This is a genomic window from Dactylosporangium sp. NPDC049525 (assembly GCF_040676755.1).
In the GTDB taxonomy this organism is placed as follows: domain Bacteria; phylum Actinomycetota; class Actinomycetes; order Mycobacteriales; family Micromonosporaceae; genus Dactylosporangium.
Genome location: NZ_JBFAPO010000014.1, coordinates 170,104 through 194,891 on the forward strand (window position 1 = coordinate 170,104; position 24,788 = coordinate 194,891).

Below are 24,788 nucleotides of genomic sequence, written 5' to 3' on the forward strand. Positions count from 1 at the left end.
GCCATGATCGAGCTTGCCGGGGTCTCCCGGACCTTCCGCACCCGCTCCGGCGACATCGAGGCGCTGCGCGGCATCGACCTGACGGTCGCCGAGGGGGAGTTCCTCGCCGTCATCGGCCGCTCCGGCTGCGGCAAGTCGACCCTGCTGCGGCTGGTGGCCGGCCTGCTGCCGCCGACGGCCGGCAAGATCCTCATCGGCGGCGCCCCCGTCACCCGCCCCCGCCGCGACGTCGCCCTGATGTTCCAGCGACCGGCCCTGCTGCCGTGGCGGTCCGTGCTCACCAACGTGCTCCTGCCGGTGGAGATGCACGGCGGCTCGCGCGCGCCGCACCGCGAGCGGGCCCGCCAGCTGCTCGACGCGGTCGGCCTGGCCGGCTTCCACAAGCGGCTGCCCCACGAACTGTCCGGCGGCATGCAACAACGCGTCGCGCTGTGCCGCGCCCTCATCCAGCAGCCGAAGGTCCTGCTCATGGACGAGCCGTTCTCCGCCCTCGACACGCTGACCCGCGAAGAACTGGCGGGCCAGCTGCAACAGGTGCACATGGAACTGCGGCCCACGACCGTCTTCGTCACCCACTCCATCCAGGAAGCGGTACTCCTGGCCGACCGCGTCGCCGTCCTCAGCGAGCGCCCGGGCCGCGTCCGTCACGTCCTCACCGTCGACATCCCCCGCCCCCGCTCATTCGGCCGCAACGCACACCTCGCCGACGTGGCAACCTGCGTGGCCGAGCTGACCGACCTCCTGCACGACACAGACACCCCCGCCCCCATGCACATCACCTGACCCCCTCGCCTATTGCCCATGGCGGGCGGCGATGGTGAAGAGGTCGCGTTCCGGGCCGGTGAGCTGCATGCCCGCCGGCCAGATGGCTCGAAGTTCGCGGCGCAGGTCGACGCCCGTGACCGGGATCGCGGTCAGGGTGCCGGCGGCCAGGTCGGCGGTGACCGCCAGCGAGCTGAGCACCGCGGGGGTGTCGCCGTACGCCACCGCGTGCTTGATCGCCGTTGTCGAGGAGAGCTCCAGCAGCGGCGCGGTCGACGAGCCCAGGGCCTGTTCCAGGGCGCGGCGGGTGCCGGAGCCGGCCTCGCGGGTGACGAGCGGCGTCGTGGCGAGTTCGGCGGCGGTGATGCCGCGGCGGCGGCGGGTCCAGGGGTGGGCGGGGGTGACGACGACGGTGAGGCTGTCGGTGGCGACGGTCGCGGCGTGCAGGCCGGGTGGCAGGTCGGGGCCTTCGATGAAGCCGAGCGGAGTCTCGCCGGCGAGGACGCGGGCGGCGACGTCGGCGGAGTTGGCGGCCTGCAGGACGACGCTGAGGTCGGGGTGTGCGGCGCGCAGGGCGACGAGCCAGGCGGGCAGCAGGTATTCGGCGACGGTCTGGCTGGCGGCGACCGCGAGGCGGCGGGTCTGGGTGTCGCGCAGCGCTGCCACGCCGAGGGCGAGCGCGGATGCGGCGTCGACGGCGGTACGGGCCCAGTCCGCCACGAGCGCACCCGTCGGCGTGAGGGTGGAGCCGCGGGTGGTGCGGTGCAGGAGGGTGAGGCCGAGCCGGCGCTCCAGCTGGCGGAGACGGGCGCTGGCGGCCGGTTGGGAGACGCGGTGTTCCAGGGCCGCGCGGCCGACGCTGCCGAGGCGGGCCACGGACAGCAGCAGGTCGAAGCTGGTGAGGTCGGCGACCTGTGGTGGCAGCGGCATAACCGCAGCCTATGGCTGCATTAGGTGGAGACCGCTACCGGGACGCCGGGAGACGATCAAGGCTGATCGGCGTGAAAGCCAATCGGTTCGCCGCGGTCATGGGTACCGGGATCGTCGCGAACGCCGGCGTGACGCTGCCGGTACAGCTGGACGGCCAGCGACAGGCAGCGGCTGTCGTCTGGGCGGCAGCATCAGCACTCATGCTGCTATTAGCGATACATCCGAAAAAGGCGGACACCCGGAACGGCGCGCTGCCGATGGCGATCATGACGGTGGGTGCCGGGGCGCTTCTCGCCGGTCGGGTGTGGATCGGTGACGCGGCGGCGGTGGCGCTGGACGCCGTCCTGTGGAGCGCCGGCACCGCCATCGGGCTCGCGACCGCCGGTGCCGCGTTGCGCCGCCGGCCCGCCGCAGGTCCGGCCGACCCGACCTCGCTGCTGCCCGTGGTGCCGCCGCTGGTGTCGGCGTCCACCGGCGCGCTGCTGCTCCCGCACGTGCCCGACGCCATCCGACCGGGCCTGCTCGGCGCCTGCGTGGTGCTGTTCGCCGCCGGGCTGCCCGTCGCGGCGTGCACCCTCGCCAGGGTGTGCCGGGCGCCGCGGACCGCCCCGGCGGTGTGGATCGTCCTCGGGCCGCTCGGCCAGTCGGCGACCGCGGCGCTCCTGCTGGGCGGGGCCACCGGACATGGGACCGCGGCGCTGCTGTTCGCCCTGCCCGTCCTCGGCGCCGCACTGTTGTGGGGCGCGGGCGCGACGATGGTCACGGCGGCCGCGGTACGACGAGGGCTCCCCTTCTCCATCGGGTGGTGGAGTCTCACGTTTCCCGTGGGCACCGTCGTGACCGGGGTGACCGGCGTCGCGGCACAGACCGGGTTGGCGGCGGCCGGTTGGCTGGCCGTCGCGCTCTACGCGGTGCTGCTCGCCGCCTGGGTCACGGTGGCGGCTCGCAGCGTGACTGCGGGAAAAAGCTGGCGGTGGCGTCAACAGGTGGAGCCCCGTACGGCCTCTGTGTGGTGACATGGTCCTACAGAGGGGACGAGGCGTGGTGACCCTGCAACCGTCCGAGGTCCACGTTCTGGGCTTCGAGGCGTTCGTCGCCGCCCGGGGTGCGGCGCTGGTGCGCTTCGCGATCCTGCTCACCGGCGACGACCACCGGGCCGAGGATCTCGTGCAGGAGGCGTTGGCGAAGGCATACCTGCGCTGGTCGCGGATCCGGCGCGCCGACGACCCTGAGGTCTACGTACGCAGGCTGGTCCTCAACGGCTCGCGGTCCTGGTGGCGCCGGCGGGCCAACCGGGAGGTCCCCGTCGAGCGGGCACCCGACGCCGTCGCCCCCGGCGACCTCAGCGGGGAGACCGCCGACCGGGACGAGCTGTGGCGGCTGGTCGCGGCCCTGCCGCTGAAGCAGCGCGCCGTCGTCGTCCTGCGCTACTACGAGGACCTCGACGACGCGGCGATCGCGCTGATCCTGGAATGTTCGCAGACGACCGTCCGCACCCACGCCATGCGTGCCCTGACCAGGCTGCGTGGCCACCTCGACACGGAGGGCCGGACATGACCGGCCCGCAGCGGAGCGAGGAGCTGGTCATCATGGGCGCAGGCTTCAGGTCAGGCCGACGCCGGAGCGAAGCGGAGGCGGCGGCATGACCGACATCGAGACGAGACTCGCGCGGAGTCTCACCGCACGGGCCGATCGCACCGTCGAGGTCGGCGCGCTCGCCCACCGCGCGGTGGTCAGGGCAGGGCGGATGCGGGCGCGGCGCCGGGCCGGCGGAACCGTGGCCGTCACGGTGCTGCTCGTGGCCGGTTTTCTTGGCGTACGCGCGCTGCTGCCGGAGCGGAAGGACACGACGCTGCCCGTCGCGCTCGGCATCCCGCCCGCCGCGAGCCGGCCCGAGGGGATCGGCACCGACCCGGCCCTGTTGCACTTCGACGTCGACCTCCGCGCGTTCGAAGCGGTGACCGGCAAGCGGCCGGCGTTCACCGACTGGATGTCGGCCGAGGATCACGAGTCGGTGAGCGTCTACGGGTCCGACAACAGTCTGCTCGCCGGGGTGTACCTGGCGCCGACCGCGACCGACCTGAAGCGGGCCCTGCGCCCGGTGAGCTCGGCCGCCGTCGACACCACGGTCGGCGGGCGGCCCGCCAAGGCCGACACGTTCGACATCGGCGTCGCCGGATTGCAGTACACCGACCTGCGCTGGCAGCCGCGGGACGGCATCTTCGCCGCGGTGTGGGCGCCCGACCTGGCGACCGCGACGAAGGTGTTCGACGCCGTCCGGCTCGACCGAGCGCAGCGGTGCGTGACCCCGATGCGGCTGTCGCCGCTGCCGGCCGGTGCCCGCTGGACCGAGTGCCAGACGGCGGTTAGCGCCGGGCAGGTCCCCGGGCAGCACGTATGGCGCTGGTCCGGCCTGACCGTCCAGCAGCGTGACGCCGAGCGGGTCCTGCTGTGGGCGGCGGCGGAGCAGGACACCGCCGAGTTCAAGCCGGACCGGGTCGTCACCGGCCGTCCCGCGCAGTGGGTCACCGACGGCATGCGCGGGATGTGGATCCCCGGGTTCGGGCCGGTCAGCCTGTTCGTCGGCGAGCGTGACTCGTTCCACGCGGACCTGCTGAGCGAGGAGGAAGCGGTCTGGTACGCCGAGCATCTCCAAGTCTTCGACGACCTCACCAACCCGGCGGCCTGGCCGACCTCCGCCACCCGGTGAAGCGCGCCGCTGAAGCGCAGCGCCCCGCTGAAGCGCAGCGGCAGCGCCGCGTTACAGCAGGGCCGCCAGCGGGGCGGCGGCGCCGATCAGGCAGTGCGCGGCGACGCTGACCCGCACGCTGTCGAGCCGCACCGTCACCGCCGTCAGGATCAGCTGCACGACGAGCATGAACACGAGGAGCTGCGGATGCCCGGCGTATTGGACGGTGGACAGCGCGGCCGACGTGACGACCGCGAGACCGCCGCCGACCGGCAGCCGGGGCAGCAGGTATGCCCGGAAGTACACCTCCTGCACCACCGGGCGGAGCAGACCGTTGACGGCCAGGGTCGCGGCGAGGACCCCGGCGCCGGAGCCCTCCGGCACGAGGTCCGGGTCGAGCAGCATGGCGACGCCGAGCGCGATCGCGGCCAGGCTCGGCAGCAGCATCAGGTACAGCCGCGGCGGCAGCCGGCGCTGGAAGGACAGCACCGACGGCAGCGCCAGCAGCGACCACCGGCCGGTGGCCCGGTGCGCGGCGTGCAGCAGCAACCCCAGCTGGATCGGGGTGAGCACGAACGCGAACGCGAGCGTCAACGCGAACTGCGGCGACAGGCCCAAGGCGCGCAGCGCCGCCTCGAAGGCGAACATCGCGGCGGCCGGCAGGAGGTGCAGGGCGAGGGTCGCGGGCCAGTCGAACCGCCGGACCGGGTGCCGCGCGACGCGGGTCCCGGCGCTCCGAGTCATCGTCACGGTCATAGATGTGACGGTATGAAAGCCGGGCGGCCGGTCCCAGCCCGCTGTCTACCGTGTCGGGGGTAGTGCCAGCCCTACCAAGAAATATCTTGGGAGGCGTGTCGGATCGGGGCCGACCCATTCGAGGTACCGGTGAAGACACCTGTTGATGGGAGATGGACATGCGCTACCTCGTGCTGCTGAAGGGGACGACCCCCGGCACCCCGCCCCCGCCCGAGCTGATGGCCGCGATCATGCAGCTCGGCGAGGAGGCCACCGCCGCCGGCGCGCTGCTCGACAACGCCGGCCTCGCCCCGAGCGCCGACAGCGCCCGGGTGACCGTGACCGGTGGTGCGCTGGACGTGCTCGACGGGCCGTTCGCCGAGACCAAGGAGATGATCAGCTACGCGCTCTACCAGGTCCGGACCAAGGCCGAGGCCACGGAGTGGACGAGCCGCTTCATGAAGGTGCACCGCGACCTGTGGCCCGGCTGGGAGGGCGAGGCCGAGGTGCACCGCGTGTTCGGCCCCGAGGACTTCAGTCCGGCAGGCTGACCCCGGCCGGGACGGGCGCCAGGAACTCCGCGGACGGCGGCGCCGTCACCGTGACCCGCTCGTCGCCCAGGTCGAACGACAACCGCCACGCGTGCAGGTGCGTCCGCCCGGCGCCGGCCTTGTCGAACAGCGGATCGTTCAGGATCGGGTGACCGATCCAGGCAAGGTGCACCCGGATCTGGTGGCGCCGGCCCGTCAACGGGTTCGCGATCACCAGGGCGTGCCGCTCGTCCTGCCACGGCACCCGCAGCTCGGTCACCGACGGGTACGTCGGGACCTGGTCGAACACGGCTTCGGCCGGCACCGACCAGGTCCCGTCGGCCAGCTCGATGCGCTCCCGGGCGGCCGCGATCCTGACCCGGTTCTTGCGCCCCACGCTCAGCGGCAGGTCGATGGTCGCCGCGGCGGGCAGCCCGCCGGGGGTCACCACCGCCAGGTACGCCTTCGACACGGTCCGCTTGTTGAACTGCCGGGTCAGCCCGCCATGCGCGGCGAGGTCCTTCGCGAACAGGATCACGCCGGAGGTGACCTTGTCGATGCGGTGCACCGGGTACAGGGTCTCGCCCGCCTCGGCGGCCATCCGGACCAGATCCGTCTCGTGCCGCTCGCCCATGACGGACACCCCGACCGGCTTGTCCAGCGCCAGCACCGCATCGTCCTCGAACAGCGTGTGCTTCCGGTAGTCCGCCCACATCGCCCTAACATACGGTGGTGGAGGAGTACCGCCGCGAGCTGGAGGTCCACTGCTACCGGATGCTCGGCTCGCTGCACGAGGCCGAGGACCTGGTGCAGGAGACCTATCTCAAGGCGTGGCGCGCCCGCGACGGCTTCGACCACCGCTCGTCGATGCGGACCTGGCTCTACCGCATCGCCACCAACGCCTGCCTCGACGCGCTCAAGGCCCGCCCCCGCCGCGCGCTCCCGGTCGATCTCGCGCCGGGTGAGGCCGAGCACTGGCTGGAGCCGATCCCCGACAGCGTCCTGGACGCCGCCGACCCGGCGGCCGCGTTGGTCGCGAAGGAGGGTGTGGAGCTGGCGTTCCTCGCCGCGTTGCAGCACCTGCCGCCCCGGCCGCGGGCCGTGCTGATCCTCCGCGACGTGCTCGACTGGTCCGCCGCGGAGACCGCGACCCTGCTGGACATGAGCGTCCCGGCCGTCAACAGCGCCCTGCAACGGGCCAAGGCGCGCATGCCCGCCGAGTCGAGACCGGCCACGGCGGCCGAGCACGAGGTCGCCCGGCGCTATGCCGACGCGTTTCAGCGGGCCGACATCCCCGCGATGGTCAGCCTCCTGGCCGAGGACGCCAGGGCCTCCATGCCGCCATGGCGCATCTGGTACCAGGGGAAAAACGCCATCGAACAGTCCCTTCGGGAAGGTCGTCCGGGCCTCGGCGAGCTCCGGGTCCGTTGCACCGGCGCAAACCGTCAGCCCGCCGTCGTCGCCCATGTCCGTCCGCCGGGCGCAGCGCAGTGGCAGCCGTTCGCGGTGTCGGTCCTGCACGTCGCGGCCGGCCGGATCACGGACATGATCGCGTTCCACGACCCCGCGGTGGTGGCGCTGTTCGACCGCTCGGAGAGTGGCCGCCCGGACGGCGGTGGGGCCAGCACCCCAGCGGATCGGCAAGGTGGCACTGGTGTCGCGGAGCGGCGTAACGGGCACGGTTGAGGTGTGCAATGGGCCTATGTCGTGATCTTCGTGCTGCTGGTGCTGGACTGCCTGCTGCCGGTGCTCCCTGCGGAGACCAGCGTCATCGCCGGCGGCGCCCTCGCCGCGGGCGGGCAGTTGCGGCTGCCGGTGGTGCTGTTCGCGGCGGTGACCGCGGTCGCGGCGGGGGACCTCCTCACCCATGAGGCCGCCCGGCGGGGTGGACGCAGGCTGTTCGGCCGCTGGACCCGCGAGGGGCGGCCGCGGCGGGTCCTGGCGAAGACCACCGCGGCGCTGCACCGGTGGGGCGGCGCGATCGTGGCGACGGGCCGGTTCGTGCCGATGGGGCGCACCGCGGTGGCGGTGGCGACGGGGTATGCGAGGTTCCCGCGCCGGCGGTTCCTGCCCGCGCTGCTGGTCGGCGCGGTGCTGTGGAGCTGCTACATGGTGGCGCTCGGCTACGTCGGCGGGCGCGTCTTCGACCAGCCGTTCGCGGCCGCCGGGGTGGGCACTGTGGTGTCCGTCGCAATGACCGCGGTGTTTGCGGCATGGCAAATACGGGCACCCCAGAGAGTGCAAGACGGGACTAAACGGAAGGATCAGCGATGAGCTTCACGGACAAGGTCGAGCACAAGGCTGAAGAGCTCAAGGGTGCCGCCAAGGAGAAGTACGGCGACGCCACCGACAACGAGCGGTTGCAGGCCGAAGGTGCCGCCGAGCGTGCCGCCGCCAAGGCGAAGCAGGCCGGCGACCATGTCAAGGACGCCGGCGCTGACGTGAAGGACGCGTTCACGAACTGACCGCACCTCTGACACCATCGGGCCCGCCCCCAGCATCACGGGGGGCGGGCCCGAAGTCTGTCAGGACGCCGCGGACAGCCCCGTGCAGATCAGCATGACCAGGCCGACGGCCAGGTCGTTGGCGGTCGGGGCGCTCCAGCCGTACTGCAGGACCAGCGGCGCGACCAGCAACCAGCCGGCGAGACCGGCGGTGACCCAGGCCAGGGCCGGGGTCGGGCGCAGCAGCCGGACCATGGTGACGATCGCGACGGCGATGCCGACGACCGTGTCACCCCAGAAGACGTCGTAGCGGGCGGCGCCGATGTAGCCGATCGGCACCGCGGACACCACCAGCCAGACCGCGGCCAGGAACACCACGGCGAGGAACGGCGCCGGCGAGGCCTCCCGGCGTTCGGTGCGTTCCTCGAAATCGGCGGTGACCCGGGCGTTCGCGGGGGTCGTGAAGTCCTGGTCGGAGATGAAGCTGGTCATCGCCCGAACCTCGCGCGGATCGGGATGAGCCGGGCTCACCTCGCCGGAGTGCTCTCATTCCACGAGCGGTCCAGCGCCGTCACGCAGTAGGTGCCGGCGGCGTCCGGGACGGTCAGGGAGCCGTCGCCGCCGCGGCGCACCGCCAGCAGCGTGGCCTTGTCGCCCTGCACGCGGTACACGGCGGAGTTGGTGCCCTTGCCCTTCCAGGTGAGCTTGGTGCCGGACACCTCGACGCGGGGCGGGGCGGGAATGTCGGACGGCAGCTGCGACATGATCGGCGGCAGCGCCGGCGTGGCGTAGAAGTTCGCCGCGTACTTCGTCACCGAACCCAGCGCGTCGCTGCGCATGCTCTTCGCGCTGAAGTGGACACTGCCGGTGACCTGCGGATACTTGCGGTTCAGGGCGAGCTGGCGGTCCAGTTCGCCGGCGTCGGACCAGGCGCCGGCCTGCCCGACGCGATAGTCGGCCTGGCCGATCCACAGCTGCACGTCGGTGTCCTTGACGACGCCGACCCACCAGGGCAGCAGCTTGGCGTAGTCGGCGACGTCGAAGCCGATGTTCCAGTACAGCTGCGGCACGATGTAGTCCAGCCACTCCCGCTGGACCCACAGACGGGTGTCGGCGTAGATCTCGTCGTAGGACTGCAGGCCGCGGGTCGGGGAGCCGGCCGGGTCGGTCCGGTCGTTGCGCCAGATGCCGAACGGGCTGATGCCGAACTTCACCCACGGCTTCAGCTTGCGGATCTTGTCGTGCATCTCCTGGACGAGCTTGTTGACGTTGTCGCGGCGCCAGTCGGCGCGGCTCATCCCGCCGCCGTACTGGGCGTACGCCGGCCCGTCCGGATAGTCCTGCTTGTTGACCGGGTACTGGTAGAAGAAGTCGTCGAAGTGCACGCCGTCGACGTCGTAGTTCTTCACGGCTTCGAGCATCGAGTCCTCGACGAACTCGCGGGCCGCCGGGATGCCCGGGTTGAAGTGCAGGCGGCTGCCGCCGGTGCCGGCCGCCGGGTAGACGACCGCCCACTCGGGGTGCTGGCGCAGCGGGTGGTCCGGGGCGAGGGCGTTGATGTCGGGCCCGGCGCCGTTCGGGGCCGGTTGGCTGCCCCGGTACGGGTTGAACCACGCGTGGAACTCCAGGCCGCGGGCGTGGGTCTCGTCGATCATCCAGCGCATGAGGTCGAAGCCGGGCGCCTTGCCCCGCACGCCGGTGATCCACTCGGACCACGGCGCGTACTTCGACGGCCACAGCGCGTCGCCACTGGGTCGCACGTGCACGAAGACCGCGTTGAGGTTGCGCTGGCCGGCGAGGTCGAGCCAGCCCAGGTACTCCGACTTGATCTGCTCGTCGGGCAGCCCGGGGCGGCTCGGCCAGTCGATGTTCTCGACCGTGGTGATCCAGATGCCGCGCAGCTCCCGCGGCGCGCTCAGCGGCTTGCCGTCGCAGCGCAGGTCGGCGCGGGGCTGGGACCGGTCGGCGCGGCCCTGGCCACGTTCCGACGGCGCGGCGTTGGAAGAAGTGGAGCTGACCCAGACCGCCCGGACGGCGCCGACGCCGGCGACCACCGCGAGGACGATGCCGATCACGATCGGCAACACCGGGGGGCGGCGGGGCAGGCTGTGACGCACGTCGACCAGTCTGCCCGGAACCGAAGGCCCCATTGCAAGCGATTCAGGAACTTCTGGACGAAGAGGGGAGGGACTGGTCCTCCAGTTCCGCCATGAGGCGGGCGGTGGCCTGTTCGACGGCGGCGTCGACGAGGCGCCGCTCCGCGACGACGGTGTCCAGGCCGTCGCCGGCGACCTCCGTGGCCGCCTCGGCGACGCGGAGTTCCTGCTCGTGGCGTTTCGTCGCGGTCAGTTCCTGGCGGCGGGCGGCGCGGGCCTCGGTGCGTTCGTACGCGTTGCCGTGCGAGACCAGCTTCAGCCACACGGCCGCGCAGTCCAGGCACACCAGCAGCGCGGCGACGCCGAGATAGAAGAAGCCGAAGCCCCAGAAGTCGGTCTTGACCAGGTGCCACATCGCGGTGGTGCGGGCGCCGAACCCGGCGCCGGCCTCGACCGAGCGCCGGTTGTCGGTGCGCTGCTCGGCGATCTGTGCGTTGAGCGCCGCCATCTGCTTCGCCCGGTCCGCCCGGGCGCTCTCCTGCGTCTGCTGCAGCGCGGCGGCCTCCTCGTCGAGCCGGGTCGCCTCCGCGCTCAGCGCCCGCGACTGCTGCACGAGGGTGTCGCAGAAGCCGCCGGCCGGGCAGCCGGCCCGCCGGGTCACGCCGTCGGCGCGCGAGTCGGCCAGGGCCCGGTCGTATACCTCGGCCGCCTCCTTCCGCTTGGCGGCGGCGAGGCCGTGCAGGTCGGCGACGGCGGCGTCATCGGCGGTGTCCTGCTTGCGCAGCGCGTCGACCTGCTCGGTGAAGGTGGCGATCGCGCCGGAGCGCTCCAGCTGGATGAGCTGCTGGTTGTGCACCGTGCCGAGGTACGCGTCGATCTCGCCCTTGTACCGGGCGAGCATCAGCGGCTCGGTGATGACGACCGCGAACAGCAGGGCGAGCAGCAGCCGGCCCGCGTACAGCCCGACCGTGTGCCGGCGTAACAGCAGCCGCGGGTCGGGGGAGTCGAGACTGTCATAGCTGACCGCGACCCGGCCGACGACGGCCCGGTCGTAGGCGATCACCGCGGCCGCGACGGGCGGCCCGACCAGCCACTGCCACCACGGGTGGGCGTAGTTGGTGCTCGCGTCGATGAACGTCGCGGCGCCGACGATCGCGTAGATGCCGTACAGCAGGATGAAGACCCCGATCGAGCGGTACAGCGCCCGGTCGGTGTGCGTCCGCACGCTCGCGGGGTTCACGTTCGCGACCCTGAGGAGGAAGGTGCGGGTCATGCGGCCACCTCCGCTTCGCTCCGGCGTCCGCATGCCCGGACCCTGCGCTGCCGATGCCCGGCCCCTCTGCTGCGCTCCGGTCCGGTCATGATCCCGACGGTACGCGAGCATAAGTCACATTTGTGGCTTTTATCCAAGTCCTTCTACTGGTGAAACGGCTTCACCTCGCGGACCCAGGTCGCCGGCCAGGCCGAGGACCGTCGGCAGCGCGGCGAGGATCCTGGCCCGGCGCGTACCAGCGCTCGTTGTTACGCGTCATCACCCACGCGACGACGGTGAGCATCCGATCAACAACACGGTCGAGCGGCGCAGCCCGATCCGAGCGATCCGACCGGTCAACGCACACCGTCCAGCGCGCGGTCCCTGTGGCCCGCATGAGCGGGCAGGTCGGTCGCAGGACGGCCACGCCAGGAAGCCAGGAGCACGGCCGCCACGATGATCTGGACCGCGAGGACGGCTGCCTGGGTCGCGGGTGACTTGACGGTCAGCAGCGCCATCGTGGTGTTGACGCCGAAGTGGACCACGATCGACGCGACGACGCCGGCCACCTCGTACGCATACCCGGTCAGCAGGGCCATCGGGAAGACACTGAGCGTGAACAGCAGCCCGCTCCAGCTGAACAGACCGAGTTCGTTCTGCACGGTACCGGTGATGAAGAACAGCGGCAGGTGCCAGACCGCCCAGGCGGCGCCGAGCACCAGACCCGTCTGGAGACGGTTCATCGTGGCGCGCAGACGTGGGTACGCCGTGCCGCGCCATCCTGGTTCTTCGGCGATCGGCCCGGCGATGAGCATGCTGATCAGGAACGGCACCGGTCCACCGGCCGTGGCGACGAGGTCGCGGCCCTCGGTCAGATCCACCACGGGACCGCCCAGGGCTGCCGCGAGCAGTGCGGCACCCACCACCGTCGCCACCGCCAGGACGAGGAGCGGCAGAGCCAACAGCAGTCGTCCGCCCTGCCGCAGCCGCACGGTGTGGGCCGGGACGGGTTCGCGGCGGCGGGCCCGGAGGATCCGGACCGCGATCGCGCCGTACACCGGGCCGAAGCCGCCGAGCAGGTACGGAATGGCGGTGGGGAAGCTCGTCGGCTCGCCGCCGATGACGATCGCGGTGAGCCAGCACGCCAGGGTGGTGGTGAACGTGACGGCCCAGAAGAGCGCGAGGCCGCTACGCCGGCGTACCGGGGAAGGGGTGGTCACGAGGTCGTTCCTTTCACGGAGGTGTGGAGCCGGATGGTGAGCCATGCGGTGATCTGGGCGAGCAACTCGGGGTCGACCGGCCGGCGCAGTTGCCGGGCGTAGGTGCGCAGCGAGGCGGGGCCGGGGTCGCGGCGCAGCAGGTGGGTGAGGTCGCCGATGCGGTGGATCTCCGCTCCGCCGGGTACGAGGCGGTGGATGTCGTCCAGGTCCGCAGGGTCGACCTGGATGTCGTTGCCGCCGGTGACGGCCAGGACGGGGACCCGGATGTTCGCCAGGTCCAGCCGTGAATCATGGGTGAGCAGTTCGCGCATCCAGCGGGCGTTGACCCGCATGCCGGCGACGCGGGCGACGTCGGTGCTGGTCGCCCTGACCCGCGCGAGATACCGCGTGAACAGCGCCAACAGCGGCTTTCGTACTGGGGTGGGCAGACTGCTGACGATCATGTCTGCCTGGCGGCGGAGCGCGTCCTCACCGGTGCGGGCGAATCCGGCCAGCAGCACCACCGCCGCGACTGCCGGACGCGTACCCAGGGGCTGGGCGCTGAGCGCCATAGCATGGACGGCACCCTCGCTGTGCCCGACGACACCGACGGCGTCCGCCTGGATGTCGGGCCGGGCCGCGAGGGCCCGTAGCGCGGCGGCGGCGTCGCGGCGCGTGCCGGTGAATCCGGTCGCTCGCCAGTCTCCGGGCGTGGCTCCGACACCGCGCCGGTCGTACCGCAACGTCGCGATGCCGTGCTGCGCGAGCGCGGCCGCGAGCGGCGGGCCGAGTTCCAGCCGTTGCCGGCGGGTGTTGCCGTCGCGGTCCAGCGGGCCGGAGGCGTGCAGCAGCAGGACGGCCGGGTGCGGGCCGGGCCCGCCGGGCAGGGTCAGCGTGCCGGACAGGAGTAGTCCGTCGTGCGCCTCGGCCGTCATCTCGACTTCCGGCATGACCCGCCTCTCGTGTATCTGTCCTGGTCACTATCGTTCTCAAGAACATTATCAGAATCGATAGTATTATCGTATGTGGGAAGATGGGGTCATGGCAAATGCGGACGTCCTGCTGCATCCGGTCCGGATGCGCATCCTGCAAGCGCTGTTCGACACCGACCCGATGACCACGGGCCAGCTGCGTGAGCGTTTGCCCGACATCCCACCGGCCACGATGTACCGCCATGTCGCGGTCCTGGTCGATGCGGGCGTCCTGGAGGTGGTGGACGAGAAGCGGGTCCGCGGCACCGTGGAACGCAGCTACCGGGTGAGCCAGGAGCAGGGCAGAATCGATCCTGCGGCCCGGGCGGCGATGACCCGCGACGACCACCGGCGGGCGTTCACCACGTTCGCGGCATCGTTGATGGGCGACTTCGACCGCTACCTCACCCACGACGACGTCGACCCGCACCGTGACGGCGTGGTCTACCGGCAGGCCGTGGTGTGGCTGACCGACGAGGAGTTCGCCGCGATGGTCGCCGAGATCGAGCACGCAGTCGTCTCCCGGGTCGGCAACACCCGCGACGGCGGCCGGATCCGCCGCGTCGTCAGCCTCGTCGTCGTACCCGACGAACCCACGACGTGACCCGCTCCAACTCGGCGAACCCACGCTCACCCAGCGCACCGGCGAAGTCCTGCAGCTGGATCCGCGGCCGGCCCGGCCCGTCGAACTCCACGGCAGGTCGGCTCCGGGAACGCCCGCGCCGCGGTCGTCGAGGCGGAGTGCGGCCCCACCGCTGACGGTGTACCGGATGTGCGTGACCTGCGGGGTGTGGACGACTCTGGTCGGCGTGAGTTCGATCGCCTCCTTGTCGGCCAGTTCGAGGTCGGCGTCGAGCAGCCGCAGCCCGGCGCCGAGGACGACCGGGGCGACATGCATTTCCAGTTCGTCCAGCAGGCCTGGCCCTCAGCACCTGGCGGACCAGGGTGCCGGCCACGTCCTTGCCTTTCGCCGCGCGCCTGGCAATCCGACGACTTGACCGACTCGGCGGCATCCGCTCGAGTGACCTTCTGGGATGTCAGAAGTGTGCCACGACTGCCATGCCGTCACTGGCCGTGGCAGTACTTTGACATCGTCATTCCACGAGTTTCCACGTATTTGCAGGGCTATTGGACTGCGGTCGGACTCCTGGTTACAGAGTTGGAACGGTCAAGAAATGTCAGAGCAATGACGCACGGTCAGCCTGCTCTCACCTGCACAGTCGGCTGCACCTGGCCGGCGACACGGGGTGGGGCGCTCGGGACGCCGGCGGTTCGCCCTGGACATGCGTATCCGCACGATCCGCCGTGCCGCGACCCAGGCGTCGCGTCCCTTCACCAGGAATGGGAGTTCTCACATATGTCCACCACCAGCAAGCGGCTGCGCGCGCTTGTCGCCACGGGCGCCATCGGGACGACGGTGGCCCTCGTGCTCGCCGGCTGTGGCGCCAAAGCCGGCGACGAGGAGAAGCCCGGCGGGGCGGCTTCGGCGGCCAGCTGCATCGACACCTCCGGCGACACCATCAAGCTCGGCTTCCTCAACTCCCTTACCGGCGGCATGGCGATCTCCGAGAAGACCGTCTCCAACGTGCTGCACATGGCCGCCGACGAGATCAACGCCAGCGGCGGCATCCTCAAGAAGAAGATCAAGTACGTCCAGGAGGACGGCGCCACCGACTGGCCTACCTTCGCGGAGAAGACCGAGAAGCTGCTCACCCAGGACTGCGTCGGCGCGATCTTCGGCGGCTGGACCTCGTCCTCCCGCAAGGCCGTCAAGCCGGTCGTCGAGAAGAACAACGGCCTCTTCTTCTACCCGGTGCAGTACGAGGGCCTTGAGGCGTCGCCGAACATCTACTACACCGGTGCGACCACCAACCAGCAGATCATCCCCGCGATGGACTTCCTCGCCTCCAAGGGCGTGAAGAACCTGTTCCTCGCCGGCAGCGACTACGTCTTCCCGCGCACCGCGAACGCGATCATCAAGCTCTACGCGGCCAAGCTCGGCATCAAGATCGTCGGTGAGGAGTACGTACCCCTCGACAAGGACGACTGGACCACCCAGGTAGCGAAGATCAAGGCGGCCAAGCCCGACTTCATCTTCAACACCATCAACGGCTCGTCGAACGTCGGCTTCATCAAGGCCTACTACGACGCCGGCCTCACCGCGGAGACGACGCCCATCATCTCGGTGTCGATCGCCGAGGAGGAGGCGCCGGCCATGGGCCACGCGGTCACCGGCCACTACGCGTCCTGGAACTACTTCCAGTCGCTCAAGACCGACACCAACCAGAAGTTCATCGACAGCTGGAAGGCCTACCCCAACAGCAGCGGCGTCACCTCCGACCCGATGGAGGCCGCCTACATCTCGCTGTACCTGTACAAGGCACTCGTCGAGGCGGCCGGCTCGTTCGACGTCAACGCGGTGAACGCCGCGGCGAAGAAGGGCGGCATCACGTTCGCCGCGCCGGAGGGCACCGTCACGCTCGACGGCGAGAACCACCACATCTCGAAGCCGGGTCACATCGGCAAGATCAACGCCAGTAACCAGTTCGACATCGTCTGGTCCTCCGACGCGTTCATCAAGCCCGACCCGTTCCTCAAGGGCTACGACTGGTTCCCGGCGAGCGTCCGCGACCAGCTCGTGAAGTCCGCCGGCTGAAAGGTTCCACCCGGGCGCGGGGTTGCGTCAGACAACCCCGCGTACCCCGGATCCCCCCGCACGTCACCCCCGCACAGAGAGCGAGAGCACGTGGACGCATTGATCCCACCGCTGCTGAACGGCAGCGCACAGGGTGCGCTGCTCCTGCTCGCCGCGCTTGGCCTCTCGCTCACGTTCGGCCAGATGGGCGTGATCAACATGGCCCACGGCGAGTTCCTCATGATCGGTGCCTTCACCGCCTACCTCGTTCAGCAGGTCATCGACTCCAGCAACCTGTCGATCCCGGTCGCGCTGCCCGTCGCGTTCCTCGTCGCCGGACTGTTCGGTCTCCTGCTGGAGGTCAGCATCATCCAATGGATGTACCGCAGGCCGCTGGACACCCTGCTCGTCACGGTCGGTGTCAGCCTGATCCTGCAACAGGCGGCGCTGCAGATCTTCCCGTCCCAGGGCGTCCCGGTGGAGAAGCCGGGCTGGCTCGACGGGCAGCTGACCATCCTCGGCTACGACTGGCCGCTGCGGCAGGTGTTCACCATCCTGCTCGCGGCCGTCTGCGTCGCCGCGCTGGCGGCCTGGCTCAAGTACACCTCGTTCGGCCGCCGCATCCGGGCGACCGTGCACAACCGGGATCTCGCCGAGACCGCGGGGATCTCCACGCGCACCGTCGACCGCCTGACCTTCTTCGTCGGGTCGGGGCTGGCCGGGGTCGCCGGAGTGGCCGCGTCGCTCATCGGCGGTACGAACTCCACAATGGGCGCGCAGTACATCATCCCGGCCTTCCTCGTCGTCGCCGCCGGCGGCATCGGCCAGCTCAAGGGCACCATCGTCGCCGCGTGGGCGGTGGGCGTCGTCCTCTCGTGCTTCGCCTACTGGACGACCGGCAGCCTCGCGCAGGTGCTTGCCTTCATCCTCGTGATCGTCTTCCTGCAGGTGCGCCCGCAGGGCCTGTTCACGGTGCGAACCAGGAGTCTGGTATGACCAAACTGAAGCCCTGGCTTTCCCTCTCCGGCATCGGGGTGTTCGCCGTCCTGCTCCTCGCGGTCGCTCCCCTCGTGCTCACCGATCACTGGCTCAGCAACCTCGGCAAGTACTGCTGCTGGGCGATGGCCGCCGTCGGCATCGGCCTGGCGTGGGGCCGCGGCGGGATGCTCGTGATGGGGCAGGGAGTGTTCTTCGCCCTCGGCGCCTACTCGATGGCCATGCACCTCACGCTGGAGTCCGCCGGTGACGGGGTCCCGGGATTCATGGTGCTCTACGACCCGCTCGCGCCGCTCCCGGCGTTCTGGGAGCCGTTCCGCAGCTCGGCGTTCACCCTGCTGGCGATCGTGCTGCTCCCGGTGATCGCGGCCGGCATCCTCGGCTACGCGCTGTTCAAGCGCCGTGTGAAGGGCGCGTACCTCGCGATCCTGACGCAGGCGCTCGCCGTCGCGCTCGCCACCCTGATCAGCTCCACGATCCGCGAGACCGGCGGCGACACCGGACTGAGCGACTTCAAGTACTTCTTCGGTTTCGTGCTGAAGGACCCGGCGAACAGGACCATGGTGTACCTCATCACGGCCGGGCTGCTCGTCGTGTGCCTGCTCGTGGTGTGGCAGCTCTACCGCAGCCGCTTCGGTGAGCTTCTCGTCGCCACCCGGGACGCCGAGGAGCGCGTGCGCTTCCTCGGCTACGACCCGGCCAACATCAAGCTCGTCGCCTTCGTCGGCGCGGCGCTGATGGCCAGCATCGGCGGAGCGATGTTCGTGCCCCTCGTCGGCATCATCACTCCGGCCGAGATCGGTGCCGCCGCCTCGATCCTCATGATCGCGGGCGTTGCTCTCGGCGGCCGCGCCTCGCTCTTCGGCCCCGCGCTCGGCGCGATGGCGGTCGGCTGGGGGCAGTCGAGCCTCGGCTCCACCTGGCCCGACGGCTGGACCTACATCATCGGCCTGCTGTTCATCGTCGTCATCCTCTTCCTGCCGAAAGGACTGTCATCGTTGCCGGCCAGGTTCACGGCGGCGCGACGGGGCCCGGACGAACAGCCCGCAGCGCCGACCGCCCCCCTGCAGCTCGAGGAGGCGAAGTCGTGACCAGGCCCACTTCCTCAGGCGACTCGCTCGTCGTCACGGACCTCCACGTCGAGTTCTCGGGCTTCGTCGCGGTCGGCGGCGTCTCCTTCGACGCGCACCCTGGCGAGGTCCGGTTCCTCATCGGCCCGAACGGTGCCGGCAAGACGACCTGCATCGACGCCATCACGGGGCTCTCCGCGGCCACCGGGTCGGCGCGGCTCGGCGAGCAGGAGCTGCTCGGCAGGCCGGTGCACAAGATCGTCCGACTCGGGGTCGGCCGCACGTTCCAGACCGCGAGCGTCTTCAACGAGCTCTCGGTGCTGCAGAACCTCGACATCGCCGCCGGACGCCACCGCCACTGGACCTCGCTGCTGCGGACCCGGCGTGGCGTCGACCCGTCGATCATGCAGGCGCTCGAGGAGACAGGACTCGCCGGCGAGCTCGCCACGCCGGCCGGCATCCTGTCGCACGGCCAGAAGCAGTGGCTGGAGATCGCGATGCTGCTCGTGCAGGACGCGAGGGTCCTGCTGCTGGACGAACCTGTCGCCGGTATGAGCCACGACGAGCGCACCGCGACCGGCGAGCTCCTGCAGCGCGTCGCGGCGAAGCGCATCGTGCTGGTCGTCGAGCACGACATGGACTTCATGCGCCGCTTTGCCACCCGCGTGACGGTGCTGCACCAGGGCAAGGTGCTCTCGACCGGCACGGTGGCCGAGGTGCAGGCCGACCCCAAGGTGCAGGAGGTCTACCTCGGCACCGCGGGTGCCGCGACCACGGCCGCCATGTCGGTCGTGCCCGACGTGGTAGCCGTCGGGCTCGCAAGCTCACCGGAGATGGCAGCCGGGACACAGCAGCAGGAGGAGGACCTACATGCTTGAGCTCACCGACATCGAGGCCGGCTACGGGCGCACGCGGGTGCTGCACGGGGTGACGGTGCCGGCCGGAAAGATCGTGGCCGTGCTCGGCCACAACGGCGCCGGCAAGACGACGCTGTTGCGTGTCGCGATCGGGCTCATCAAGCCGACGAAGGGCCGCGTGTACTTCGACGGCGAAGACATCGCGTCGCTGGCCCCCAACAAGCGCGTCGCCCGCGGCATGGCATACGTGCCGCAGGGTCAGCAGGCGTTCGGCCAGCTCACGACGCTTGAGAATCTGCAGCTCGTCGCCGACGGGCGCCGGGGCGGCAAGGCCCTTATCGACGCGCAACTGGCTCGCTTCCCCGCACTGGAGCAGTTCGCATCCCGCAAGGCCGGCCTGCTCTCGGGCGGGCAGCGTCAGCAGCTCGCGATCGCCCGCGCCCTGATCACCGAGCCGAAGCTGCTCATCCTCGACGAGCCGACCGAGGGCATCCAGCCCACGATCGTCGCCGAGATCGAGCACACCATCGTGCAGCTGGCCAGTGAGGGCATCCACGTGCTGCTCGTCGAGCAGCACATCGGCTTCGCCCTCGAGGCCGCTGAGCGTTACGTCGTGCTCGCCTCGGGCTTCGTCACACAGACCGATGACGGGGGCTCGGCAGCCCTCTCCACCGTGCGGGCCGCCATGGCGATCTGAGCCGACATTGCCGTTTTCCTGGCCTGCAATGCGGTCGTAACAACGGACCCGGATCATGCCCCACGCGTAGCGTGAGGGGATGCCATTGTGAGCAGAACAGGCAACGCGCGTGCGGCCGCGGAGGACAGCCTCGAGGACTATGCCTTCCGATATGTGCCGCGCACCTTCCGGCGCTGGAGCGCGGCCTCCGTCGGCGCGACCGCCCTCGGGTCCATCGCGTTCCTCGCCGATTTCTCGATCGGCGCGAGCGTCGGCATCGACCACGGCACCGCCAACGCCGTGCTCGGCATCCTGTTCGCGTCGGTCATCATCATCATCGTGGGCGTGCCCGTCGCCTACTACGCCGCCCGCTACAACCTCGACCTCGACCTCATCGCCCGTGGCTCGGGATTCGGCTACTACGGCTCGATCATCACAACAGTGGTCTTCGCGGGCTTCACCTGCATCTTCTTCGCCCTGGAGGGCGCCATCATGGCGCAGGGGCTGCAGGTGGCGACGGGGACGCCGCCGTGGCTCGGCTATCTCGTCTCGACCGTGGTCGTGATCCCGATCGTCATCTACGGCATGCGTGCACTGGAGCGCCTGCACTTCTGGACCACGCCCATGTGGCTCGCCCTCGCCCTGCTGCCGCTGCTGTGGATCCTCGTCTCCGACCCCGAGTCGGTGCGCGCCTTCACGTCGTTCAGCGGCAATTCCGACGGCTCGATCACGTTCGGCGCCGTTGTCTCAAGCGCGGCCGTGTGCTTCGCCCTCACCCCGCAGCTGGCGGAGCAGATCGACTACATCCGCGCCATGCCGCCGCGAACGCCGGCGAACGCCCGCTCGTGGTGGACGTCGTTCGCGTTGTCCGGCCCCGGCTGGGTCATCTTCAGCAGCATCAAGCAGGTGATCGGGGTGTTCCTCGCCGTCTACGTCCTCGTGAAGGTGGATCCCACGCTCGGGCACAGCGCGACCGAACCGGTCAAGCAGTTCGTCGGCATGTACCAGACCCTGTTCCCCGACTGGCTCGCCATCGTCCTCGCCCTCGTGCTCATCGTGGTCGCGCAGGTGAAGATCAACGTGACGAACGCGTACTCGGGCTCGCTCGCCTGGTCGAACGTCTTTACCCGGGTGGCGAAGCACTATCCGGGTCGCACGATCTTCGTACTGCTCAACCTCGTGATCGCATACGCGCTCATGATGATGGACGTCTTCACCCTCATCTCCTTCGTGCTGAGCCTGTACGCGAACGTCGTCATGGCGTGGCTCGTGACGATCGCCACCGATATCGCGATCAACAAGTGGGTGCTGCGCATCTCGCCGCGCTTCCCGGAATTCCGCCGCGGCATGCTGCACGACTGGAACCCGGTGGGGCTCGTGTCGGTGGGACTCGCCTCGGTGCTTTCACTGCTCGCGTTCGCCGGGCTGCTCGGCACCGCCGTCAAGCCGTTCTCGGTGCTCATCGCGATCGGCGTCGCGTTCGTCGCCACGCCGGTCATGGCCCTCGCCACGCGGGGGCGCTACTACCTGCGCCGCCGCTCCGACGGCATCGATTCCCCCCGGTTCGACGAGCACGGCAACCCCTCGGGTGAGCGGTTCCGCTGCCATGTCACCGGATATATGTTCGAGCGGCCGGATATGCTGGCCTCGGCCCAGCGAGGGTCGCACGGCCAGTTGCAGTACGTCTCGTCGCTGGCGCTCACGCTCGACAGTTCCGATCGCTACGTGCTTCCGCCGGAAGTCACCGGCCCCCCGCACCGGCGACCGATCGAGGCAGGGGAACGTGATGGAGGAGCCGGTCGACACCGCGACCGCGATTCTGGCGAGCGCTGCGGCCCTGCTGCGTGAGCACACGTTCGACGACATCTCCTACCGTGCCCTCGCCGACGAGGTCGGCATCTCGGAGCGCACGGTCTACCGCCAGTACCCCACGCGTGCGCACCTGCTCGCCGCACTGTCGAACTGGATTGAGCAGACCCATTTCCCGCTGCCGCCGTTCGTGACCGTGGCCGATTTCCGCGCCGCCGTGCACGAGCGCTTCCGCGCCTTCGACGCGTCGCCCGCGTATGCATACGTCGGCGCACGGGCGTCCGCGATCTCGCTGACGGTCGACGCCGAGCCTGCCTACATCACGCGTGCGATCGAGGCGATGCTCGACGTGTCGGCTTCGACGCTCAACCGACGGGATCGGCGGCGGGTCGCGGCATCCCTGCGGTACTTCTCGTCGGCGATGTTCTGGGCGCGACTGCGCACGGGTTTCGACATGGATGCCGACGAGATCTGCGACGCGTTCGATCGCGCCGTGGGCGCCGTGCTCGCGAGGCTGCTCGACGCGACGTGGGCGAAGCCGTGACCGGGTCGACGGACGTCCCGGCGCTGAGCGGCACGCAAGCGGCGATCCTCGCCGCCTATGCCGAGCTGATCGAGGAAGTCGGCAGCGACGACGTGTCGTTCCGGCTCGTCGCGCGCCGGGCCGGCATCGCCGAGCGCACGGTGTTCCGCAACTATCCCACGCGGGTCGACCTGCTGCTGGCGACCGCGACGTGGATCGAGGCGACGGTGTTCGCCCGCGAGGAGTCGCACTCGATCTTCGACATCCCCCTCGCGATCCGCGACGCGATGCAGCGGTACGACGAGCGGCCGGAGCTCGCGCACGTCGTCGCCGAGACGGCAATGCGCGGCGTGAGCGGCACGGCGCCGTCGCTCGGCCGGCCGCACCTCGAGCGGCTGCTGGATGCCGAGGTGCCATCCCTCGATGAGCCGCAGCGCAGGGCGGTCATCGTGGCGCTGTCCCACCTCGACTCCGCCGCGACCTGGGTGACGTTTCGCCGCGAGTTCGGCATGGACCGGCGTGACATCGCCGACGCCGCCGCGTGGGCGGCGGAGGCGGTGCTCGACAGCATCCGCGACCGCGTCGCCCAGTAGCGCCGCGTCGTCGAAATGCTCGGCGACAGTTTCGTCATCATGGACACAGGCGAGGTCGTGCGGGCCGGCGACAAGGCCGACCTGCAGGACCCCGCCCTGCGCTCGCTACTGACCGTCCCGATCGTCCAGGTCCTTCACCAGAATCCTGCACAGCTCGGGTTCGCGGATCTCGTTGCCGTCCTTGAAGACCACGTAATACGTGTCGACCAGGCCGTGCGGCCACTCCGCGAACCCCAGCCGCAGATACAGGCGCTCGGCGTCGGCGTTGTCCAGGCTGATGCCGAGCGCCAGCTGCGTGTGCCCCTGCTCGCGGACCAGCCGCTCGGCGGCGTGGACCAGCGCGGTGCCGATGCGGTTGTTCCGCAACGGCTCCACCACCCGCAGGCGGTTCAACAACGGCACACCCGGCAGGTGCTTGCGCAGTTCAGCCTCTTCGGCGTCCTCGAACCATACGTAGACACAGCCCACGGCCTTGCCGTGCAGCCATGCCACCAGGAGGACGCCGTTGTCCTCGGATTGTCGTGCCATTCGTTCGGCGAGGAATGACGCGTCGCCGAACGCGGCGACCACGAGGTCGAGCTCACGCTCGATCGCGGGTCTGACCTCCAGTTGATCTGACAACACTCAGCAATAGTGCCTTCTCGTGCGACCACGGTCGATGAGCACCGGGGGCGGGGCGGGGCGGCGATCCACCACCCCGACCCCGGTTCCGCATTGCCGGGCCGCCCCCTCCACCGGTCCGACATGCAGGTCACGGAATTGACGGCGACTTGCCTGACGTCAGACTAAACTTCAGTTCGAGCTGAAGCAACGCATCGACCGCAGACGCTTGACCTGGGGTTTGCTATGGTGAATGCCGTCAGGAATGTTCATCCGGATTCTGAAGTCCGAATCATCCGAAGGATGCTCATGGCGGCATCGACACCGAATGCGAAAACCCGTCTGGCGGTCCGGCTGAAGTCGCTGCGGACCGCGGCGGACGGCACCACGCTGACCCAGAGCCAGCTGGCCAAGGCCCTCGGCGTGAGCCCGCCGCTCATCTCGTCGTGGGAGTCGCCCGGCAAGCCCGACCTGCCGCCCGCCGGCCGGATCAGCTCCTACGCGCGGCTGTTCTGCACCGAGCGTTCCTTCGCGGGCGGCCGGGTCCGCCTCGTCGCCGAGGACGAGCTCGACCACGACGAGCAGGCCCGCCGGCGCGAGCTGGAAGAGGAGCTGCTCGCCCTGCGCGACGCCGCCAACGGCAGCACCACCGGCCCCATCCGGCACGCCGACGAGGAGCTGCGCCGGCTGCACAGCGGGCCGCTGTTCTTCGCCGACGGCCGCCCGATCACGATCGTCTGCGCCCGCCTCCCACCCGGCTTCCGGCGCAACATGCCCTATGTCGACCCGGCCGAGCCGGACTACACCGAGTCCTACACGTATGCCGACCTCGACACGCTGCTCGAGCTGCACGGCCACATCCGCGCCGCGAACCCGCTGAGCCACATCGAGATCCGCACCGACGACGCACTGTCCGCCGACGACCTCACCACGCACCTCGTCCTGCTCGGCGGCGTCGACTGGAACCTGCTCACCCGCGACCTGCTCGGCCGGCTCGATGTGCCCGTGTCGCAGCACGATCGGCTCGGCGACGACGAGACCGGCGCCGCGTTCCACGTCCGGCACGGCGGCGACGTCCAGATCTTCGCGCCCACCCTCGTCGACGGGCAGCTCGTCGAGGACGTCGCCCACTTCTACCGGGCGCCGAACCCGTACAACCGGCTGCGGACCGTCACCATTTTCAACGGCATGTTCGGCCGGGGCACCTACGGTGCGGTGCGCTCGCTGACCGACGAGAGGTTCCGCGACCGCAACGGTGGGTACCTCGCAGCCCGGTTCGCGTCTCGCGATACCTTCAGCATCCTCACGTCGGTGCAGATCGTCAGAGGGGAAGTCTTGACGCCTGACTGGACGGTCCCCGAGACCCGGCTGCACGAATGGCCGGAGCCCACGGAGTGACCCAAGGGCCGCGACCGGTCCCA

27 protein-coding genes are annotated in these 24,788 nt (G+C 70.3%); 18 read left to right on the forward strand and 9 right to left on the reverse strand.

Annotated features, from left to right (window positions below; all coding sequences use genetic code 11):
• Positions 1-3 precede the first annotated feature (3 nt).
• Positions 4-783 carry an ABC transporter ATP-binding protein gene (locus AB0K00_RS21945; protein WP_363523340.1) on the forward strand — a complete coding sequence of 260 codons (780 nt, stop codon included), beginning with the start codon at positions 4-6 and terminating at the stop codon, positions 781-783.
• 9 nt (positions 784-792) lie between these two features.
• Here the strand turns inward: AB0K00_RS21945 and AB0K00_RS21950 are convergent, their stop codons facing one another.
• Positions 793-1,692 carry a LysR family transcriptional regulator gene (locus AB0K00_RS21950; RefSeq protein ID WP_363523341.1) on the reverse strand — a complete coding sequence of 300 codons (900 nt, stop codon included), beginning with the start codon at positions 1,690-1,692 and terminating at the stop codon, positions 793-795.
• Positions 1,693-1,763: 71 nt separating this feature from the next.
• Here AB0K00_RS21950 and AB0K00_RS21955 point away from each other — a divergent pair, with 71 nt between their 5' ends.
• The 3 genes from AB0K00_RS21955 (at position 1,764) to AB0K00_RS21965 (ending at position 4,402) form a co-directional block, all read left to right on the forward strand.
• Entirely contained in the window at positions 1,764-2,708 is a 945-nt protein-coding gene (locus AB0K00_RS21955) for a C4-dicarboxylate ABC transporter (protein WP_363523342.1), read from the forward strand.
• A 58-nt stretch (positions 2,709-2,766) separates the two neighbouring features.
• The gene (locus AB0K00_RS21960) at positions 2,767-3,249 is read left to right on the forward strand and encodes a SigE family RNA polymerase sigma factor (protein WP_363523385.1); all 483 of its coding nucleotides are present in this window, start codon (positions 2,767-2,769) and stop codon (positions 3,247-3,249) included.
• Positions 3,250-3,334: 85 nt separating this feature from the next.
• Positions 3,335-4,402, forward strand: coding sequence for a hypothetical protein (locus AB0K00_RS21965; protein WP_363523343.1), 1,068 nt, complete (start codon positions 3,335-3,337; stop codon positions 4,400-4,402).
• A 51-nt stretch (positions 4,403-4,453) separates the two neighbouring features.
• Here AB0K00_RS21965 and AB0K00_RS21970 read toward each other — a convergent pair whose 3' ends face one another.
• Positions 4,454-5,137 (reverse strand): CPBP family intramembrane glutamic endopeptidase, encoded by a 684-nt coding sequence (locus tag AB0K00_RS21970; RefSeq protein WP_363523344.1) that lies wholly within the window; start codon positions 5,135-5,137, stop codon positions 4,454-4,456.
• A 158-nt stretch (positions 5,138-5,295) separates the two neighbouring features.
• Here AB0K00_RS21970 and AB0K00_RS21975 point away from each other — a divergent pair, with 158 nt between their 5' ends.
• Positions 5,296-5,667 (forward strand): YciI family protein, encoded by a 372-nt coding sequence (locus tag AB0K00_RS21975; protein WP_363523345.1) that lies wholly within the window; start codon positions 5,296-5,298, stop codon positions 5,665-5,667.
• Here the strand turns inward: AB0K00_RS21975 and AB0K00_RS21980 are convergent.
• Complete coding sequence (locus tag AB0K00_RS21980; protein ID WP_363523346.1) at positions 5,651-6,361, reverse strand: RNA pseudouridine synthase; 711 nt, start codon at positions 6,359-6,361, stop codon at positions 5,651-5,653. The two genes, AB0K00_RS21975 and AB0K00_RS21980, sit on opposite strands and share 17 nt — an antisense overlap.
• Positions 6,362-6,378: 17 nt before the next feature.
• On the opposite strand from AB0K00_RS21980, the gene AB0K00_RS21985 reads away from it, so the two are divergent.
• The 3 genes from AB0K00_RS21985 to AB0K00_RS21995 are packed head-to-tail and all read left to right on the forward strand — an operon-like array spanning position 6,379 to position 8,111.
• Entirely contained in the window at positions 6,379-7,332 is a 954-nt protein-coding gene (locus AB0K00_RS21985) for an RNA polymerase subunit sigma-70 (protein WP_363523347.1), read from the forward strand.
• Positions 7,333-7,335: 3 nt separating this feature from the next.
• Positions 7,336-7,920, forward strand: a complete 585-nt coding sequence (locus AB0K00_RS21990; RefSeq protein ID WP_363523348.1) for a VTT domain-containing protein — start codon at positions 7,336-7,338, stop codon at positions 7,918-7,920.
• On the forward strand, positions 7,917-8,111 hold the full coding sequence (locus tag AB0K00_RS21995) for a CsbD family protein (RefSeq protein ID WP_363523349.1): 195 nt from the start codon (positions 7,917-7,919) through the stop codon (positions 8,109-8,111). Before AB0K00_RS21990 ends, AB0K00_RS21995 begins: the two co-directional genes overlap by 4 nt.
• A gap of 60 nt (positions 8,112-8,171) precedes the next feature.
• On the opposite strand, the gene AB0K00_RS22000 is transcribed toward AB0K00_RS21995, so the two are convergent.
• The 5 genes from AB0K00_RS22000 to AB0K00_RS22020 all read right to left on the reverse strand — a co-directional run bounded on the left by AB0K00_RS22000 (position 8,172) and on the right by AB0K00_RS22020 (position 13,587).
• Entirely contained in the window at positions 8,172-8,582 is a 411-nt protein-coding gene (locus tag AB0K00_RS22000; RefSeq protein WP_363523350.1) for a hypothetical protein, read from the reverse strand.
• A 35-nt stretch (positions 8,583-8,617) separates the two neighbouring features.
• Entirely contained in the window at positions 8,618-10,207 is a 1,590-nt protein-coding gene (locus tag AB0K00_RS22005) for a family 10 glycosylhydrolase (protein WP_363523351.1), read from the reverse strand.
• 43 nt (positions 10,208-10,250) lie between these two features.
• The gene (locus AB0K00_RS22010; protein WP_363523352.1) at positions 10,251-11,459 is read right to left on the reverse strand and encodes a DUF4407 domain-containing protein; all 1,209 of its coding nucleotides are present in this window, start codon (positions 11,457-11,459) and stop codon (positions 10,251-10,253) included.
• 335 nt (positions 11,460-11,794) lie between these two features.
• Positions 11,795-12,658, reverse strand: a complete 864-nt coding sequence (locus tag AB0K00_RS22015; RefSeq protein ID WP_363523353.1) for a CPBP family intramembrane glutamic endopeptidase — start codon at positions 12,656-12,658, stop codon at positions 11,795-11,797.
• Complete coding sequence (locus AB0K00_RS22020; RefSeq protein ID WP_363523354.1) at positions 12,655-13,587, reverse strand: alpha/beta fold hydrolase; 933 nt, start codon at positions 13,585-13,587, stop codon at positions 12,655-12,657. Before AB0K00_RS22020 ends, AB0K00_RS22015 begins: the two co-directional genes overlap by 4 nt.
• A 91-nt stretch (positions 13,588-13,678) precedes the next feature.
• On the opposite strand from AB0K00_RS22020, the gene AB0K00_RS22025 reads away from it, so the two are divergent.
• The 9 genes from AB0K00_RS22025 to AB0K00_RS22065 all read left to right on the forward strand — a co-directional run bounded on the left by AB0K00_RS22025 (position 13,679) and on the right by AB0K00_RS22065 (position 22,767).
• Positions 13,679-14,212, forward strand: a complete 534-nt coding sequence (locus tag AB0K00_RS22025; protein WP_363523355.1) for a helix-turn-helix domain-containing protein — start codon at positions 13,679-13,681, stop codon at positions 14,210-14,212.
• Between the two features lie 753 nt (positions 14,213-14,965).
• On the forward strand, positions 14,966-16,264 hold the full coding sequence (urtA, locus tag AB0K00_RS22030; protein WP_363523356.1) for an urea ABC transporter substrate-binding protein: 1,299 nt from the start codon (positions 14,966-14,968) through the stop codon (positions 16,262-16,264).
• 90 nt (positions 16,265-16,354) lie between these two features.
• Positions 16,355-17,239, forward strand: coding sequence for an urea ABC transporter permease subunit UrtB (urtB, locus tag AB0K00_RS22035; protein ID WP_363523357.1), 885 nt, complete (start codon positions 16,355-16,357; stop codon positions 17,237-17,239).
• A complete protein-coding gene (gene urtC, locus AB0K00_RS22040; protein WP_363523358.1) occupies positions 17,236-18,330 on the forward strand; it encodes an urea ABC transporter permease subunit UrtC in 1,095 nt (364 codons plus the stop codon). Before urtB ends, urtC begins: the two co-directional genes overlap by 4 nt.
• Entirely contained in the window at positions 18,327-19,187 is an 861-nt protein-coding gene (gene urtD, locus AB0K00_RS22045; RefSeq protein WP_363523359.1) for an urea ABC transporter ATP-binding protein UrtD, read from the forward strand. The genes urtC and urtD overlap by 4 nt, the downstream gene beginning before the upstream one ends.
• Positions 19,180-19,863, forward strand: a complete 684-nt coding sequence (locus tag AB0K00_RS22050; protein ID WP_363523360.1) for an ATP-binding cassette domain-containing protein — start codon at positions 19,180-19,182, stop codon at positions 19,861-19,863. Before urtD ends, AB0K00_RS22050 begins: the two co-directional genes overlap by 8 nt.
• 87 nt (positions 19,864-19,950) lie before the next feature.
• On the forward strand, positions 19,951-21,690 hold the full coding sequence (locus AB0K00_RS22055; RefSeq protein WP_363523361.1) for a hypothetical protein: 1,740 nt from the start codon (positions 19,951-19,953) through the stop codon (positions 21,688-21,690).
• The gene (locus AB0K00_RS22060) at positions 21,629-22,195 is read left to right on the forward strand and encodes a TetR/AcrR family transcriptional regulator (protein ID WP_363523362.1); all 567 of its coding nucleotides are present in this window, start codon (positions 21,629-21,631) and stop codon (positions 22,193-22,195) included. The genes AB0K00_RS22055 and AB0K00_RS22060 overlap by 62 nt, the downstream gene beginning before the upstream one ends.
• Positions 22,192-22,767: a helix-turn-helix domain-containing protein gene (locus AB0K00_RS22065; RefSeq protein ID WP_363523363.1), complete on the forward strand. Its 576-nt coding sequence runs from the start codon at positions 22,192-22,194 to the stop codon at positions 22,765-22,767. Before AB0K00_RS22060 ends, AB0K00_RS22065 begins: the two co-directional genes overlap by 4 nt.
• A 105-nt stretch (positions 22,768-22,872) precedes the next feature.
• On the opposite strand, the gene AB0K00_RS22070 is transcribed toward AB0K00_RS22065, so the two are convergent.
• Positions 22,873-23,391 carry a GNAT family N-acetyltransferase gene (locus AB0K00_RS22070; protein ID WP_363523364.1) on the reverse strand — a complete coding sequence of 173 codons (519 nt, stop codon included), beginning with the start codon at positions 23,389-23,391 and terminating at the stop codon, positions 22,873-22,875.
• A 285-nt stretch (positions 23,392-23,676) separates the two neighbouring features.
• Here AB0K00_RS22070 and AB0K00_RS22075 point away from each other — a divergent pair, with 285 nt between their 5' ends.
• Positions 23,677-24,765 (forward strand): helix-turn-helix transcriptional regulator, encoded by a 1,089-nt coding sequence (locus AB0K00_RS22075; protein ID WP_363523365.1) that lies wholly within the window; start codon positions 23,677-23,679, stop codon positions 24,763-24,765.
• The last annotated feature ends 23 nt before the right edge of the window (positions 24,766-24,788 follow it).